We start from the raw sequence: 15983 nt of genomic DNA on the forward strand, positions 1-15983 counted from the left end.
CCAAAAGGCGTGCCAGCGCGTATTTATCAAAAATCCAAGAACCATTCTACCGTCAAATGCACAGTGGCTTGCCTACGGGTGGTTTCGCCCGGGATCAGGACGCGAGTTCCAGCACATCCCTGGCCCGCTGGAGGGCCACCGCAGAGGAGTAGATCAGTGCGGCATCGGCAGCCTTGGCAACCCTTAGGTCCAGTGCCTTGGCAAACTCCTCGGATGCTGCCAGCGCATTTCCGCTGACGAAATATGCCCGGCCTAAATACTGGTGGACGATCGCTTCCTTGGAAGTACCTTGGACTTCCTGCAGCAGCTGGCGGAACAGTTGGATGGCACGATCCAGGCGATTGGTGGCCCGGTGGACTTCGGCTTCAAAAATCCGCAATCGGAAGGATTCCGGGTCCTTGTAGCGTGCCTCAGCGAGCAGTTCCGCCGCTTCCTTGGGCTGGTTTTCCAGCAGCAGCGCCATGATCCGGTCCGCAGGGTCTTCCGAAGCCGCCAACGCAGACTCCAGTGCGTCTTCGTTGACGATGACGGGCAGCAAAGTATCGGGGTTCGTGCGGACGCCCGGGAATCCGCCGGTTGGCCAGTCGCTGACGCCTTCTCTGAGGGCGGTCATCATGAAGCAATCTCCTGGTAAGCGGCAAACAACAGGGAGGTATCCGGGACGTCCAGAATGCCGGGCTTGCCCACGCCGTCCAGGACAACAAAGCGCAGGAGGTCCCCACGGGACTTCTTATCCCGGCGCATCCCGTCCAGCAGGCCTTGCCAGCGGTCCTTGCGGTAGGTGATAGGGAGGCCAAGGCTCTCAAGAATGGTGCGGTGCCGATCGGCGTCGGCGTCCGGGAGACGTCCAACGCTCCGGGCCAATTCCGCAGCGAACATCATGCCTACCGACACGGCCGCGCCATGGCGCCACGAGTAGCGCTCCACGAGTTCAATGGCATGGCCCAGGGTGTGTCCATAATTCAGGATCTCGCGCAGCCCGGATTCCTTGAGGTCCTGGGAGACGACGTTGGCTTTGACCGCAATGGCACGCTCGATGAGTTCACGGACAACGTCCGATTCCGGGTCCATCACTGCGTCCGTGTTCTTTTCAATGATGTCAAGGATCGCGGGATCGGCGATGAAGCCGCACTTGATGACCTCTGCCATTCCAGAAATCAGCTCGTTCCTGGGCAAGGTCTTCAGTGTGTCCAGATCCGCCAGAACAGCCGCGGGAGGATGGAATGATCCCACCAGGTTCTTGCCTTCGGCGGTGTTGATACCTGTTTTGCCGCCAACTGAGGCATCCACCATGCCCAACAGGCTGGTGGGCATGTGGATGACTTTGACTCCGCGAAGCCACGTGGCAGCAACGAATCCGGCGAGGTCGGTCACCGCGCCGCCACCTACGGCCACGATGGCGTCCGAGCGCGTGAAGTCGTTCTGACCCAGTACCTGCCAGCAGAAAGCGGCAACCTGTATGTGCTTGCCTTCTTCGGCATCCGGGATCTCGGCCGTCAGTGCGGTGAAGCCGGCAGCTTCGAGCTCATCGCGGACGGTGTCACCGGTCAGGCGAAGAGCGCGTGGGTGAATGACAAGCACGCGTCGAACCCGCTCGCCAAGTTTGGCGGGCAGGGATTGCAGGAGGCCACGGCCCACCACGACGTCGTAGTTCTCTGCGGTTGATTGGCCGGTCACCTTGATGACAGTTGCTTCGTTGCTCACTTTTCAACTTCCTCTTTCAAGGCTGCATGCTGGCGCAGCCGCTCCTCCAGGTGGAGGCCGATTTCAGCCACGGATCCTGAACGGACGTCCAGGACGATGTCTGCAAGACGCTCATATACAGGACGCCTGGTGGCAAACAGGGCCTCCCAACGGGACATTGCGTCGCCCTGCAGCAGGGGCCTTCCAGTATTTCGCGCGATCCTGTCCGCAACGGTGGAGGCGTCGCATTCCAGGTAGACCACGGTGCACTCCCCCAGCAATTGCTGGGTTCCCGAGTCCAGAACGGCTCCGCCACCGAGCGAAATCACCGCGGGCTGTTGCTTGGCGGCCTCGATGGCCTTCGCCACTGCCCGGGCCTCAATTTCACGGAAGGCGTGTTCTCCCCGACCAGCGAAGATGTCCGCGATGCTGCCGTGCTCGGCAACGACAACCGCATCCGTGTCCACAAAAGGAACACCGAGCTGCTGGGCAAGTTGCTGGCCAATTGCAGACTTGCCAACTGCCATAGGGCCCACCAGGACAACGGGACGGCCAGCGCAGCCGCCCTGGATCGTGCGGCCCACTACCGGCCGACCGAGTCCAGGGTTGCCGGGATGTTGTCCAGGTAGCTCTGCAGGTTACGCATGGTCTCGGCAACAGAATCACCGCCGAATTTTTCGGCAATGGCTTCTGCGAGGACAAGAGCCACCATCGCCTCTGCTACTACGCCCGCTGCTGGAACTGCACAGACGTCCGAACGCTGGTGGTGCGCCTTGGCTGGCTCGCCGGTGCTGACGTCAATGGTGCGGAGTGCGCGGGGAACCGTGGCAATTGGCTTCATGGCGGCCCGGACGCGCAGGACTTCGCCAATGCTCATGCCACCCTCAATGCCGCCGGCGCGGTTGGTCTGACGAATGATTTTGCCGTTCTCATCCTTAAGGATTTCGTCATGCGCTGCGGAACCACGGCGGGCAGCGGTGAGGAAGCCGTCACCGACTTCTACGCCCTTGATGGCCTGAATACCCATTAGCGCTGCGGCGAGACGCGAATCGAGGCGACGGTCCCAGTGGACGTAGCTGCCCAATCCAGGGGGAAGTCCGTAGGCAAGGACCTCAACTACGCCACCCAGGGTTTCGCCTTCCTTGTGGGCGGCATCCACCTCGGCGACCATTGCATCCGATGTTTCGCGGTCGAAGCAACGCAGGGGATCAGCGTCAAGGGCGATGACGTCCTTGGGCAGAGGCAACGCCTTGCCCTCGGGTACGGTGACGCTGGCGATGGAAACAGTGTGGCTGACCAACTCCACGCCCAGTTGCTTCAGGAACTGGGCGGCAACGGTACCGAGCGCAACACGGGTGGCGGTCTCGCGTGCACTGGCGCGCTCAAGGACCGGACGGGCTTCGTCAAAGCCGTACTTCTGCATCCCGGTGAAATCGGCGTGCCCAGGGCGCGGGCGGGTCAGCGGGGCATTGCGGGCTTGGTCGGCAAGGACTTCAGGGTCCACTGGATCAGCAGACATGATCTGCTCCCACTTTGGCCATTCGGTGTTGCCCACCTGAATGGCAACGGGACCACCCTGGGTGATGCCGTGACGTACGCCACCGAGGATGGTGACTTCATCCTGCTCAAACTTCATGCGGGCGCCACGTCCATAGCCCAGGCGACGACGCGCCAAAGCATCACGGATTTGCCCGCTGGTGAGTTCAACACCGGCGGGCACGCCTTCAACAATTCCGATCAGAGCCGGACCATGGGATTCACCGGCAGTCAACCAACGCAACATATAACCAATCCTGCCATGTAAGGCCTCTAGAACACTCGCCGGGGAAGCCCAACTGAGTCGCACATCACATCTATGACGGAGGCGTCAACGTCACAGCCGCTGAACTGCCGGATCTGCTCTGCTGCTTGATACATCAGCATTTCGAGCCCCGGAACCACCGCTCCCCCATGTCCGTGCCAAACCTCGGCGAGGCGGCTCGGCCAAGGGTCATATGCGACGTCAAGCAAAACACCCGCCGCCGTTCCCGGCAGGGCAGAGAGTTCCTCCGCCAGGGCATCGGCCGCACGCGGTGGAAAGGTGGAGATGATCAGCCCGGAGGAAGCAACGGCCGTAGCCGCCTCCGTGAGGGGGCGGAGACGCAGGGAAATTCCGACGGCGGCAGCGGCGGCTTGCGCGTCGAGGGCACGTGCGGTGTCCCGCACGAAAACGTCGACATGTTCGGCGCCGAGCTCGCGCACAGCAGCAATCGCGGCTGCCGAGGTACCTCCACCGCCAAGAACAGCAGCATGCGGTGTCGAAGCGATTCCCGCGTAACGAACTGCTTCCACGATGCCTTCGACATCAGTGTTGTAGCCGATCCGGCGAACCGATCCGGCGTCGTTCTCGAAGACGACCGTGTTGATAACACCCAGGTGGGCGCCAGCACCACGAACCTCATCGACTTCCCTGACCATGGCCGATTTCAGGGGCATGGTTACCGAAAGCCCGCACCAGGATGCGTCCCCGCGGAGGGAGTCCATGAACGCCGGAAGCCTGTCAACCGTCAGGTCGATTGCCGAGTATTCGATGTCCACACCGAGCTTGGCATAGGCAGCGGTGTGCATCGCCGGGGATTTCGAATGTGAGATCGGGTGCCCGAGGACCGCGGCGCGACGACTCACACGCACCGTCCGGCGTTTGCCTGGCACCAGGCGTTGTACTGCTCAACGTAAGTGCTGTGTTCGGCCAGCGTCTTGGAGAACTTGGTCTCCTTGGTGTCCAAGTTGATGGTCACCCAATACAGGTAATCGTTTTGCGTCGGTTTAGCCGCTGCATCGATTGCCGTTTTGCCCGGGGAACCAATCGGGCCTGCGGGAAGCCCTGGATTTGCGTAGGTGTTGTAGGTGTTGGACTTGTCAGCCTTCTCTTCGTCCGTGAGGTGGAAGGACTTCTTGCCCAGACCATAAGTGACCGTGGCGTCTGACTGGATGAGCCCGTTGGTCTCCGTGTTGTTGGGCTTAAGGCGGTTATAAATCGCGCCGGCGACATTTCCGTAGTCGGCCTGGCCGCCCTCCGCCTGGACGATGCTGGCGATGGTTACGGTGTCGTACTGCTTGGCCGGATCCGTAATTCCTTGGGCCTTGAGCTCATCAAGGGTGCTGGAGACCAGCTTCTGGATGATGTCCTTACCCGATGTGCCCAGTGGGAAGCGGTACTCTCCGGGAGCCAGGAAACCCTCCAGGTTCTTGGCCTTTGCAGGCACCCCGAATTGTCCCGGTGCCTGGTTGAAGCCATTGAGCTGGGCCATGGGAATACCGGAGCCCTTGGAGATTGCCTCCAACGACTCGGTGATCCGCAGGCCTGCACTCAAGGCGAAGTAGATCACCTTGGAAGCGTCCTTGTTGACGAGGACCGCAACGGCGTCGGAGTTTTTCATCTCGGTACGGAAGGTGAATTCCCCGGGCGAGAGTTCCCCGCCCTCGGTCACGAATTCCTTGACGAAGGAATCGGCGTCTGCCACGACGTGATTTTCCACCAGGGCTGTTGCCACCGCCTTGGGGCCGGCGCCTTCCGGCACCGTAATGCTGACGGAGCCTGTTCCGGGACCGGGGTAATCAGTGACTTTGTCCATGCCAAGGAGGGGCTTGAGGAATTGCGCCCCGATCGCGATGGCAGCAACAAAGACTCCCAGCGTAATCAGCAACGCAAGGACACGACGGCGACGCCGCGCCTTCTTGGCCGCAGCTTTGGACGACGCCGTAACTTCTACGGGAGCGATGAGGTGGTGGTGCTCGTCATGAAGCTCGTCATGAAGCTCCATGTGCCCTTCGTGGGCTTCGTAATCATAGTCCGGTGCATGTTCTGCAAACGCATGATCGTCCACGTGGACAGAGCCTTCGTGGACTGAGCCTTCGTGGACACCGTAATGGTGTTCGTTGGTATGACCGGCATAGACGTGTGCAACGGCAGGGACCGGAAGGGCATCATCATGGTGCTCCTCTTCCGGAAGTGCAGGATCCACGTGCTCACTGGGAGATGGCGTCGCAATTGCCGGTGCTGCCTCCGGAACGGGCGGTAAGGCCTCCGGAACAGGAGGAGTTACGACTGTCTGCACGGGTTCAGGCGCAGCCGGTGCAGGCGCAACCGGTTTAGGCGTAGCGGGTTCAGGTGCAACCGGTGCAGGCGCAGCAATTGGCTTGGGAACCGCGGGAATGGGGCGCGGCAGTTCAGGCGCAACATCCGCCGAAGGCGCTGCTTCCCCCGGGGTCGCTTCAGGAACGGGTACGACGTTCTGGTTCTGCGTGGCGAGGAATCGTTCCCGCGCCCGCAGTTCCTTGCGGGTCAGCGGCATGCCGCCGCCGGCGGTTCCGCTGGAGGGGTCGTTGTTGACCGGGCTCACAGTTGCAGTCCCCTCGTAGAAGAATCTGGTTCAGGGCCGGAGGAAGCCTGCAGCGTTGGGGCACTGCTGGACGTGTTGGACTGCGCCGGTGCTTTTACGCGGCGGCCAACGTCCGTTCCTCTGGCTTTTTGCATGTCGATCGCGTGCTGAAGTATTCCAGCAGCGGCAACCTGATCAACCACTTTACGGTGGTTCTTGCTGCTCATGCCAGCTTCGTGCAGGTTGCGGTGCGCCGTAACAGTGGAAAGACGCTCGTCCACGAGGTTCACGGGAACGTCCAAACCGGCACGGGCGAGCTCGCCCACCAGCAGTTCGGCGTACTCCGTGGCCATCTGCGCGGAGCTTCGTTCCTCGCCCTTCATGGTCTTTGGAAGGCCCACGAAAATCTGCACGGCCCGCATTTCCATGGCCTGTTTAACCACCACGCGAACATCGGAGTTCTTCTTGGCGTCGCGGCTAACTGTCTTGAAAGGCGTGGCCAGGATTTCGTCGGGGTCGCAAATGGCCAGCCCAACCCTGACGGTGCCGACGTCTACCCCCAGCTTGATGCCTTGGGGGTAGACGCCGCTGTTCGTGCTGGAATTCACCGTTAACGCTTGGCTATCGCATCCGCCACCGCTGTGAGGGCCTCAGAGACCTTCCCAGCGTCGGTGCCGCCGCCTTGGGCGACATCGTCCTTGCCACCGCCGCCACCGCCAAGGATGCCTGCAGCAAGACGGACCAGCGCTCCGGCCTTTACACCGGCTTCACGGGCAGCCTCGTTCGTGGCAATCAAAATGACGGGCCGATCATTGCTGACACCTGCAACTGCGACAGCGGCAGCTTCGGAGCCCAGACGGTTGCGGAGGTCCAGGGCAAGGTTCCGCAGATCGTCTGCTCCACCCACCTGGCCGGCATTGTGGGCTACAACCCGCACACCCGCGGCCTCCTTGGCGGTCCCCACGAGGTTGGCGGCCGCTGCAGCCAGCTGCTCCTTGCGAAGGCGGTCCAGTTCCTTCTCCGTGGCCTTCAACTTGTTCAAGGTGCTGGAGATGCGGTCCGCGAGCTGGCCGGAGGGAACTTTCAGCAGTTCTGTCAGTTCCGTAACGAGTGCGCGCTCGGCAGCCAGATGGCGGAAGGCGTCCAAGCCCACAAAGGCCTCAACACGGCGGTTTCCCGAGCCGACGGACTGTTCACCCAACAGGGAAAGGCTGCCAATGAGGGAGGTATTGGACACGTGCGTGCCACCACAAAGTTCGCGGGACCACGCGCCGTCGATCTCCACGACACGCACTTCGCTGCCGTAGTTCTCGCCGAACAGGGCCATGGCGCCCAGCGCCTTGGCTTCGGCCAGTCCCATGACCTTGGTGTCCACTCGGTAGTTGTTCCGAATGGCGATGTTGGAAACCTCTTCAATTTCGGATCGCGTGGCGGGGCTCAGGCCCTCACCCCAGGCGAAGTCGAAGCGGAGGTAGCCGGCCTTGTTGTAGGAACCACGCTGGGTAGCTTCCGGGCCCAGGATCTGGTGCAGCGCGGCATGCACAATGTGCGTACCAGTGTGCGCCTGCTCAGCTGCGTGGCGCCGTTCACGGTCGACGGCGGCGCGCACCAGGGCATCGGTGGCGATCTCGCCTTCCCGGACGATCGCCTTATGGACGCTGAGGCCCTTGACCGGGCGCTGGACATCCAGGACCTCGACGACAAATCCGTCGCCGGTGATCAGGCCGGTGTCGGCCGACTGTCCACCGGCTTCTGCGTAGAATGGCGTCTCATTGAGGACCACTTCGATTTCGTCGCCCGTGGAGGCGTGTGCCACCCGCTGACCGGCGCTGAGGATGCCGCGCACCTTGGACTCGCCATCAAGCTCGTCATAGCCGATGAAGGTGGTCTCACCCTCACCCAGCATTTCCTGGTAGGCGCTGAGGTCGGCGTGGCCACCCTTCTTGCCCTTGGCATCTGCCTGTGCGCGCTGACGCTGTTCAAGCATCAGCGAGCGGAAGCCTGCTTCGTCCACCTTGAGGCCGGCTTCTTCAGCCATTTCCAAGGTGAGGTCTATCGGGAATCCATAGGTGTCATGGAGCGCAAAAGCGTCAGCGCCGGACAAGGGAACGCCTGCAGCCTTGGATTCGGCCACTGCATCCTCCAGGCGTGCCGTACCAGAAGCAATGGTGCGCAGGAACGCCTTTTCTTCGGCATAGGCGATACGGCTGATGCGTGCGAAGTCCGTCTCCACTACCGGGTAGACACCCTTCATGGCGTCGCGGGAAGCGGGAAGAAGGTCCGGCAGGCAGGCCCGCTCAACACCGAGCAGGCGCATCGCACGGACGGCCCGGCGGATCAGACGGCGCAGGACATAGCCGCGGCCTTCGTTGGACGGTGCCACGCCGTCGGCAATGAGCATCAGGGCCGAACGGATGTGGTCTGCAACAACGCGCATGCGGACGTCGTCAGTGTGGTGTGGGTCATCAGCTGACTCTGCAGAGGTGTACTCCCGGCCGGAGAGCTCAGCAGCTTTGTCGATGACAGGACGGACCTGATCGGTCTCATACATGTTCTCAACGCCCTGGAGGATCATCGCAAGACGTTCCATGCCCAGGCCGGTGTCGATGTTCTTGTTCGGGAGTTCGCCTACGATGTCGAAGTCCACCTTGGAACGGACATTTTCGATCTGGTACTGCATGAACACGAGGTTCCAGATTTCGATGTACCGGGTCTCGTCAGCGAGGGGTCCGCCTTCCATACCGTAGGCGGGGCCACGGTCATAGTAGATCTCGGAGCACGGGCCAGCCGGGCCGGGCTGGCCGGTGTGCCAGTAGTTGTCGGATTTGCCCATGCGTTGAATGCGGTCAGCCGGGATGGCGGTGTTCTTGAGCCACAGTTCCTTGGCTTCGTCGTCTTCTTCATAGACGGTCACCCAGATGCGTTCGGCCGGAAGCCCATAGCCGCCGTCGTCAACGCTCTTGGTGAGAAGCTCGAAGGCGAACTTGATGGCATCTTCCTTGAAGTAGTCACCAAAGGAGAAGTTGCCGCACATCTGGAAAAACGTGCCGTGCCGGGCCGTCTTACCGACTTCCTCGATGTCGCCGGTGCGGATGCACTTCTGGACGCTGGTGGCGCGCTGGTAGGGCGGCTCTTCGCGCGCGGTCAGATAAGGAATGAATGGGACCATGCCGGCCACAGTGAAGAGAAGTGACGGGTCGCTTGAAACGAGCGACGCGGAGGGAACGGCGGTGTGGCCCTTGCTGACAAAAAAGTCCACCCAGCGCTTGGTGATCTCCTGCGACTTCATTAGCTGATTACTTACCCTTCTCAATTCACTGCACACGTTGTGCGCGGAACCGGCTGTTGCCCTTCCGCAGCTTTCCATTCTGCCCTGTTGCGGGCGCGGGAGCGAACCGTGTTCGCTAGCGCCGGCCGGCGTTGGGGTTGTTATCCGTACTTGTAATGCCCAACGCGGCCCTCAAGTCCTCTTCCCGTTCATGCATGCCTGACCGTACAGCGTCGGCGAAATCGAACATGCCATCGGCCAGGCGGCCAACCGCGCGATTCAGGCCATCGGGGCCGATGTTGGCCTGGGCCTGGGTGACTTTGCGGAAGGCGATAACGCCAATGGCGACGCCAATGCCCATCCATACAATTCTTTTCATGTGTTCCGGGTCTCCAATTGGTTCAGCGGCTGCGGCGGCCGGAGGACGGAGCGCGACGGCCGGCGAAAGCCGAACGGACACCATAACTGAAAGCTGCAACCTTGATCAGCGGCGAACCAACAGTCGCAGCCACCAGGGAGGTCAAAGCGGAAATGTTCGCCGATGCGTCGGAGACATTCGAGGCGATGCCGTCGACTTTTTTCAGTTGCTGGTTGGTAGTGGAAACCGTTGCGGTTACTTCGTCCATGAGGGGCGTCGCCCCGTCGCTGATGGATCGGATGGTGGTGCGCACTTCGTCAAAGACGCCACCGAGCTTCAAGATAGGCACGGCCAACAGCAGAACCAGGAGTGCGAAGACTCCTGCTGCTATCAGGCCGGCGATGTCGCCACCAGACATAGAATTCATCTCCTAGATTGTTGCGCTGCCCTGCACGACCGGAATCCGGCTTCGGCCAAGGCCTCCCCAGTACCTTATACAAAAAGGAAGCCCGCGGCGTGTGCCACGGGCTTCCTTGTAAGCGCTGCTTGAATTTAGCGAGCGTAGAATTCGACGACGAGCTGCTCTTCACAGATCACGGGGACCTCAGAGCGCTTCGGGCGGCGAACCAAGCGGGCCTGCAGGGCGTCGAGCTTGACGTCCAGGTATGCCGGCACGTTGTTCAGGGCGTGGGCACCAGCAGCTGCGACCTGGAACGGAGCCATGACCTCGGAGCGGCTGTGAACGTGGATGAGCTGGCCTTCGCCAACGCGGAAGGACGGGCGGTCCACGCGGATGCCGTCAACCATGATGTGGCGGTGCACAACGAGCTGGCGGGCCTGTGCGATGGTGCGGGCGAAGCCTGCACGCAGTACCAGGGCGTCCAGACGCATTTCGAGCAGCTCAACCAGGTTTTCACCGGTGAGGCCCTTGGTGCGGCGTGCTTCTTCGAAGGCACGGGTCATCTGGGCTTCGCGGATGCCGTACTGGGCGCGCAGACGCTGCTTTTCGCGCAGACGTACGGCGTAGTCGGAGTCCTGCTTCTTGCGGGCACGGCCGTGCTCACCGGGGCCGTACGGGCGGCGCTCCATGTACTTGGCGGCCTTGGGGGTCAGAGCAATGCCGAGTGCACGCGAAAGGCGTGCGGTACGGCGAGCACGAGTGTTGTTAGCCACTTGTGTCCTTCCAAATTACTGCGGTGTGTCAGTGTTACTGGCCTCCATCAGGGAGAGCATCGGCCAACCGCTGCCTTTTGCTACTGGCCCGCGGCACAGCTCCATTGAAGGAATCTTCAAAGGGATTGTGCGTCGGGTCATGCCAGACAAGCAACTATCCTACCACGCTACTGTCCCCGGATGATCTTCCGGAGCCGTTCCAGCCTGGCAGCTATATCGCGTTCGGCGCCATTGTTGGTTGGCTCGTAGTAGTCCTTCCCCACCAGGTCATCCGGCGGGTACTGCTGTGTTGCCACCCCATGCGGTTCGTCATGCGCGTACTTGTAGCTCTTGCCATGTCCCAATTGTTTGGCGCCGGGATAGTGCGCGTCACGCAGATGCATGGGGATGCCACCGCCGAAACCGGCACGGACGTCGGCAACCGCCTTGTTCAGGCCCATGTACGCCGCATTCGACTTCGGTGCGGTGGCAAGGTGGACAACAGCTTCGGCCAAGACAATCCGGCCTTCCGGCATCCCTATCAACTGGACGGCCTGCGCCGCTGCCACAGCTGTTTGCAAAGCGGTGGGATCGGCCATCCCGATGTCTTCCGCAGCGGAGATGACGATGCGCCGTGCCACGAACCTCGGGTCCTCCCCCGCTTCCAGCATCCGCGCCAGATAGTGAAGGGAGGCATCAACATCCGAGCCCCTGATGGACTTGATGAACGCACTGGCGACGTCGTAGTGCTGGTCGCCGGCCCGGTCATAACGGACAGCAGCGGCGTCCAGGGCACGCTCGGTGTGCCGGAGTTCCACCAGGACAGGAGCGTCGGGGGCGCCGTCGCCGGCAAGGCCCGGTTCGCCGTCGTCGGTGACGTTGGTCTGCGCGGCAATGTGGGTCCCGGCTGCGGCTTCCTCTTCCGCGTCGGCAGAGTCGATATTCCCGACGGCGGCAGAGTCTCCGAACGCGACGCCGGCCGCAGCTTCCAAGGCAGTCAGGGCCCTTCGGGCGTCACCTCCGGAGAGCCGCACCAAATGATCCAAAGCCTCAGGGCTGAGTTCCACGCGCCCGGCAAGGCCACGGGCATCGGCAACAGCCCGCTGTAGCAGCCCGGCGATGTCGTCATCCGTCAGCGGCTTCAACGTCAGCAGAAGTGAGCGGGACAGCAGTGGCGATACCACTGAGAACGACGGGTTCTCGGTGGTGGCCGCCACCAGGACCACCCACCGGTTTTCAACGCCAGGCAACAGCGCGTCCTGCTGCGCCTTGTTGAAACGGTGGATTTCATCAAGGAACAGGACGGTGGTCTTCTTGTACAGGTCCCGAGCGGTCAAAGCCTCATCCATCACCCGGCGAACATCCTTTACACCAGCAGTAATGGCGGACAGTTCCACGAACTTCCGCCCCGGCCCGCGGGCAATGACATGCGCCAGCGTGGTCTTCCCGGTGCCCGGAGGCCCCCACAGAATGACGGAGCTCGGCCCGGCCGGCCCCGCAGCTTCTGCACCGGCGGCGAGCTGCCGAAGCGGGGAACCGTGACCCAGCAGATGCTGTTGGCCCACCACGTCATCCAGGGTCCGGGGCCGCATCCGAACTGCGAGGGGGCTCCGCTGGGACGCCATCCATCCGGCGTCGGAGGCTCCCCCGGCGGCAGGCAGATCCTCCGACTCGTCGTCGTTGTTTGCACCGGCACCAAAGAGATCTTCCACATGGATAGGCTACTCATAGTTCCAACAAAGGAGACATCGACGTGGACCGCCGCGCATCCGCCCCGCAACAACGGCAGCCGAAGGCCTCCAGCCGCACGGCCCTTGTCCCCGCGTCACGGCTGTCCGGTTGGGTGGATCGGTTCGCCCAGAGCCATGGCGCACTCATTGAAGAGACCAGCGACCGCGGGATCCTCCTCCGCGCCGCCGACGGGGCTTCTGCCCTCCTCAAGGCACCGTGGCCGGTTGATGGGCGTCCAGGCCGCGGCGCCACTGACATCGAACGGCTTGCCGCTCTTGCAGGCCAGGAACGTGGCCTTGGTATTTTGCTGGTGCGTCGGGGCGGATTCGCCGTGGCTGTGGCGAGCGGCAGCAAGATCCTGGAATCCAAAAGCGGTAACCGCTACGTTCAGTCCAGAACGGCCGCAGGTGGCCAATCCCAACAACGGTATGCCCGGCGCCGCTCCAACCAGGCGGACGCCTTGGTGGACTCCGCGGCGGAATATGCCGCGCGTATTTTTGCCAGCCACCGTGTTGAGTACCTTGTACCCGGCGGGGATAGAGCATTGGTGGACCTGGTTCTGGCGCAACCCTCCATGCGCGCTCTGGCCAGCCGAAGCCAGCTTGCTTTCCTGGACGTACAGGAACCCAAAACTGCTGCGCTTGCAAAAGCTGCTTTGGACGCTTGTTCCATCCGGATCCTGGTGACTGATCCACCAGCGTAAATGATCCTCAGCAGCCTCCAGGCGCCCGCCTCAAGGGAGCCTGCCGATACAGATAACTCCCTTGTTCCACGAACCCGGCCCGCGAATACAACGCCTGGGCACCGCGGTTGGAAGCAGTAACCAACAGCCAAAAACCCTGGAGATTGCGGGCCGCTCCCTCATTCAGTAGAGCTGCCAGCACCATCGTCCCGTATCCCCGCCTGCGGTGGGTGGCCGAGGTTGCCATGGCGTAGAGGCCTCCCCAGCCGTCCACCAGGGCGAGGCGTCCGACGGCGGCCGGTCCGCCGTCGTCGTCCCTCACCAGTGCGTACACAGACTCGCATCCGGTAAGAATGGCGCGGGCAACCTCCAGTTCCGCCTGGCCACCACGCCCATCCACGGACCACCACAAGCGAAGCCATTCATCGGTGGGCGCGTCCGAGAGTTCTACCCTCTGGGGCCGGTCATCCAAGGTTTCCAAGACGTCCATGCCCCGGACCATAATCAGGGTTTCCGACTGCCTGGTGAAGCGTTGCCCGTCCAGGACGGCGTTAAGGCCTGCACTGGCGTTAAGACCTGCACTACGGGAGTCATCGAATATCTGGAAAATGAGCGGGAGACGCCGCTGCCTGTACCAGGATGACGCCGAGCTGACTGACCGCTCCAGGTCCGGACTGCTTGCCAGGCCCGGACTGCTTCCCAGCTCCGGCGTGTCGGCCAGCATCCCCTGCAGGTTCCTCGGCCAAACGGAGTTCGCCCTCTGCGTGACCCCAGCGGACGCACGGAGCACCCACTCCCCCGCATTTCCCACGTCAAGGGCTTCGCGCTCTACGGCGGGCCACGCCTTATCCATGAGGGTTTCCAAGAATGCTTGTTCCAACATCGCGGCACCTTTCATGTGCAGGAACACCAAAGGCTCCCCACATCAGTGGGGAGCCTTTGGCTACCGTCTTATTCGGACTCGGTCTCCGGCTTGGCCGCAGGCTTGGTTTCCGGCTTGAAGTCCACGCCGGCTTCCTTTCGCTGCTGTGCCGTAATGGGTGCAGGAGCGGCGGTCAGCGGGTCAAAGCCATTGCCGGTCTTCGGGAAGGCAATGACGTCGCGGATGGACTCGACACCGGCGAGCAAAGCCACCACACGGTCCCAGCCAAGCGCGATTCCGCCGTGTGGCGGCGCGCCGTACTTGAAGCCCTCCAACAGGAAGCCGAACTTGGTCTCGGCGTCTTCCTTGTCCAGGCCCATGAGCTGGAAGACGCGTTCCTGGACTTCACGTTCGTGGATACGGATGGAGCCGCCACCGATTTCGTTGCCGTTGCACACGATGTCGTAGGCGTAGGAAAGTGCCGACTCAGGGTCCTTGTCAAAGGTGTCAAGGAACTCGGGCTTGGGAGAGGTGAAGGCGTGGTGCACAGCTGTCCACTGGCCAGCGCCGACAGCAACGTCACCGGAGGCGACTGCCGCGGAAGCGGGCTCGAACATCGGAGCGTCCACGATCCATACGAAGGCCCAGTCTTTGGGATCAATCAGGCCCGTGCGGTGGCCAATTTCAACACGTGCCGCGCCAAGGAGGGCCCGTGATGCGGACTTCTCGCCAGCGGCGAAGAAAATGCAGTCACCCGGCTTGGCACCAACAGCATCGGCCAGGCCGGCACGTTCTTCGTCGGTGAGGTTCTTGGCCACGGGGCCAGCGAGTTCGCCATCTTCCTTGTAAAGAACGTAGGCCAGCCCCTTTGCGCCACGCTGCTTGGCCCATTCCTGCCAGGCATCCAGGGCACGGCGCGCCTGGGAAGCGCCCCCGGGCATAACGACCGCGCCAACGTAAGGTGCCTTGAAAACGCCGAAGTTGGTGTCCTTGAAGAACTCAGTCAGCTCGGTGAGCTCCAGGCCGAAGCGCAGGTCCGGCTTGTCGGAACCATACTTTGCCATGGCGTCCAGGTACGTCATGCGTCGGATCGGGGTGGGGACCTCGACGTCGATCAGTTGCCACAGGGCCTTCACGATTGCTTCGCCAAGCTCGATGACATCGTCCTGGTCAACGAAGCTGGCCTCGATGTCCAGCTGGGTGAACTCCGGCTGGCGGTCCGCGCGGAAGTCTTCGTCACGGTAGCAGCGGGCGATCTGGTAGTACTTTTCGAATCCGCCCACCTGGAGCAGCTGCTTGAAAAGCTGCGGCGACTGCGGGAGCGCGTACCAAGAACCCGGGGCAAGCCGGGCGGGGACGACGAAGTCACGGGCGCCTTCCGGCGTCGAACGCGTCAACGTGGGTGTCTCAATCTCGACGTAGCCGCGCTGGTGCAACAACTCGCGGGCGATACGGTTTGCCTCGGAGCGGAGGCGGAGGTTGCGTGCAGGACCAGGGCGGCGAAGGTCAAGGTAGCGGTGCTTAAGGCGGGCTTCTTCGCCAACTTCCACATGCTCGTCGATCTGGAACGGCAGGGGTTCCGAAGTGTTCAGGATGATGACTTTGTCCGCCATGACCTCGATCTCGCCCGTAGCCAGCGCGGGGTTCTCATTGCCTTCAGGACGCTTGCTAACGGTGCCCGTAACCTGCAGGACGTACTCGTTCCGCAGGCCGTGGAAGACCTCTTCTTCACGGACAACCACCTGGGCGACACCGGAAGCGTCACGAAGGTCAACGAATGCAACGCCACCGTGATCACGGCGGCGGCCCACCCAGCCGGCCAGGGTAACGGTTTGTCCAATGTGCTCGGAGCGAAGTGATCCGAGGTCATGTGTGCGCAGCACAGC

The 15983-nt window shown here is 62.3% G+C and carries 15 protein-coding genes; 1 reads left to right on the top strand and 14 read right to left on the bottom strand.

What is annotated here, in order from left to right:
• Positions 1 to 94: 94 nt before the first annotated feature.
• The 12 genes from VUN82_15215 to VUN82_15270 all read right to left on the bottom strand — a co-directional run bounded on the left by VUN82_15215 (position 95) and on the right by VUN82_15270 (position 12534).
• On the bottom strand, positions 95 to 616 hold the full coding sequence (locus VUN82_15215; GenBank protein ID XAS70467.1) for a tetratricopeptide repeat protein: 522 nt from the start codon (positions 614 to 616) through the stop codon (positions 95 to 97).
• Complete coding sequence (gene aroB, locus VUN82_15220) at positions 613 to 1704, bottom strand: 3-dehydroquinate synthase (GenBank protein XAS70468.1); 1092 nt, start codon at positions 1702 to 1704, stop codon at positions 613 to 615. Before aroB ends, VUN82_15215 begins: the two co-directional genes overlap by 4 nt.
• Positions 1701 to 2210 (bottom strand): shikimate kinase, encoded by a 510-nt coding sequence (locus VUN82_15225; GenBank protein XAS70469.1) that lies wholly within the window; start codon positions 2208 to 2210, stop codon positions 1701 to 1703. The genes aroB and VUN82_15225 overlap by 4 nt, the downstream gene beginning before the upstream one ends.
• Positions 2211 to 2266: 56 nt before the next feature.
• A complete protein-coding gene (gene aroC / locus VUN82_15230; GenBank protein ID XAS70470.1) occupies positions 2267 to 3466 on the bottom strand; it encodes a chorismate synthase in 1200 nt (399 codons plus the stop codon).
• A 26-nt stretch (positions 3467 to 3492) separates the two neighbouring features.
• Complete coding sequence (locus VUN82_15235; protein ID XAS74693.1) at positions 3493 to 4347, bottom strand: shikimate dehydrogenase; 855 nt, start codon at positions 4345 to 4347, stop codon at positions 3493 to 3495.
• Positions 4344 to 6065 carry an endolytic transglycosylase MltG gene (gene mltG, locus VUN82_15240; GenBank protein ID XAS70471.1) on the bottom strand — a complete coding sequence of 574 codons (1722 nt, stop codon included), beginning with the start codon at positions 6063 to 6065 and terminating at the stop codon, positions 4344 to 4346. Before mltG ends, VUN82_15235 begins: the two co-directional genes overlap by 4 nt.
• Positions 6062 to 6652, bottom strand: coding sequence for a Holliday junction resolvase RuvX (gene ruvX, locus VUN82_15245; protein ID XAS70472.1), 591 nt, complete (start codon positions 6650 to 6652; stop codon positions 6062 to 6064). Before ruvX ends, mltG begins: the two co-directional genes overlap by 4 nt.
• A 2-nt stretch (positions 6653 to 6654) precedes the next feature.
• Positions 6655 to 9333, bottom strand: coding sequence for an alanine--tRNA ligase (gene alaS / locus VUN82_15250; protein XAS70473.1), 2679 nt, complete (start codon positions 9331 to 9333; stop codon positions 6655 to 6657).
• Positions 9334 to 9448: 115 nt separating this feature from the next.
• Positions 9449 to 9691, bottom strand: a complete 243-nt coding sequence (locus VUN82_15255) for a DUF6167 family protein (protein ID XAS70474.1) — start codon at positions 9689 to 9691, stop codon at positions 9449 to 9451.
• Between the two features lie 22 nt (positions 9692 to 9713).
• The gene (locus VUN82_15260) at positions 9714 to 10088 is read right to left on the bottom strand and encodes a DUF948 domain-containing protein (GenBank protein ID XAS74694.1); all 375 of its coding nucleotides are present in this window, start codon (positions 10086 to 10088) and stop codon (positions 9714 to 9716) included.
• 134 nt (positions 10089 to 10222) lie between these two features.
• Positions 10223 to 10843, bottom strand: coding sequence for a 30S ribosomal protein S4 (gene rpsD, locus VUN82_15265; GenBank protein XAS70475.1), 621 nt, complete (start codon positions 10841 to 10843; stop codon positions 10223 to 10225).
• A gap of 167 nt (positions 10844 to 11010) precedes the next feature.
• Positions 11011 to 12534 carry a replication-associated recombination protein A gene (locus VUN82_15270; protein ID XAS70476.1) on the bottom strand — a complete coding sequence of 508 codons (1524 nt, stop codon included), beginning with the start codon at positions 12532 to 12534 and terminating at the stop codon, positions 11011 to 11013.
• Positions 12535 to 12575: 41 nt separating this feature from the next.
• Between VUN82_15270 and VUN82_15275 the strand changes: the two genes are divergently transcribed.
• A complete protein-coding gene (locus VUN82_15275) occupies positions 12576 to 13256 on the top strand; it encodes an acVLRF1 family peptidyl-tRNA hydrolase (GenBank protein ID XAS70477.1) in 681 nt (226 codons plus the stop codon).
• Positions 13257 to 13263: 7 nt separating this feature from the next.
• Here the strand turns inward: VUN82_15275 and VUN82_15280 are convergent, their stop codons facing one another.
• Both VUN82_15280 and aspS read right to left on the bottom strand, forming a co-directional pair.
• A complete protein-coding gene (locus tag VUN82_15280; GenBank protein XAS70478.1) occupies positions 13264 to 14118 on the bottom strand; it encodes a GNAT family N-acetyltransferase in 855 nt (284 codons plus the stop codon).
• Positions 14119 to 14186: 68 nt separating this feature from the next.
• Complete coding sequence (gene aspS, locus VUN82_15285) at positions 14187 to 15980, bottom strand: aspartate--tRNA ligase (protein XAS70479.1); 1794 nt, start codon at positions 15978 to 15980, stop codon at positions 14187 to 14189.
• Between the last annotated feature and the right edge of the window lie 3 nt (positions 15981 to 15983).

It is taken from the genome of Micrococcaceae bacterium Sec5.1 (assembly GCA_039636795.1).
Lineage (GTDB): Bacteria > Actinomycetota > Actinomycetes > Actinomycetales > Micrococcaceae > Arthrobacter.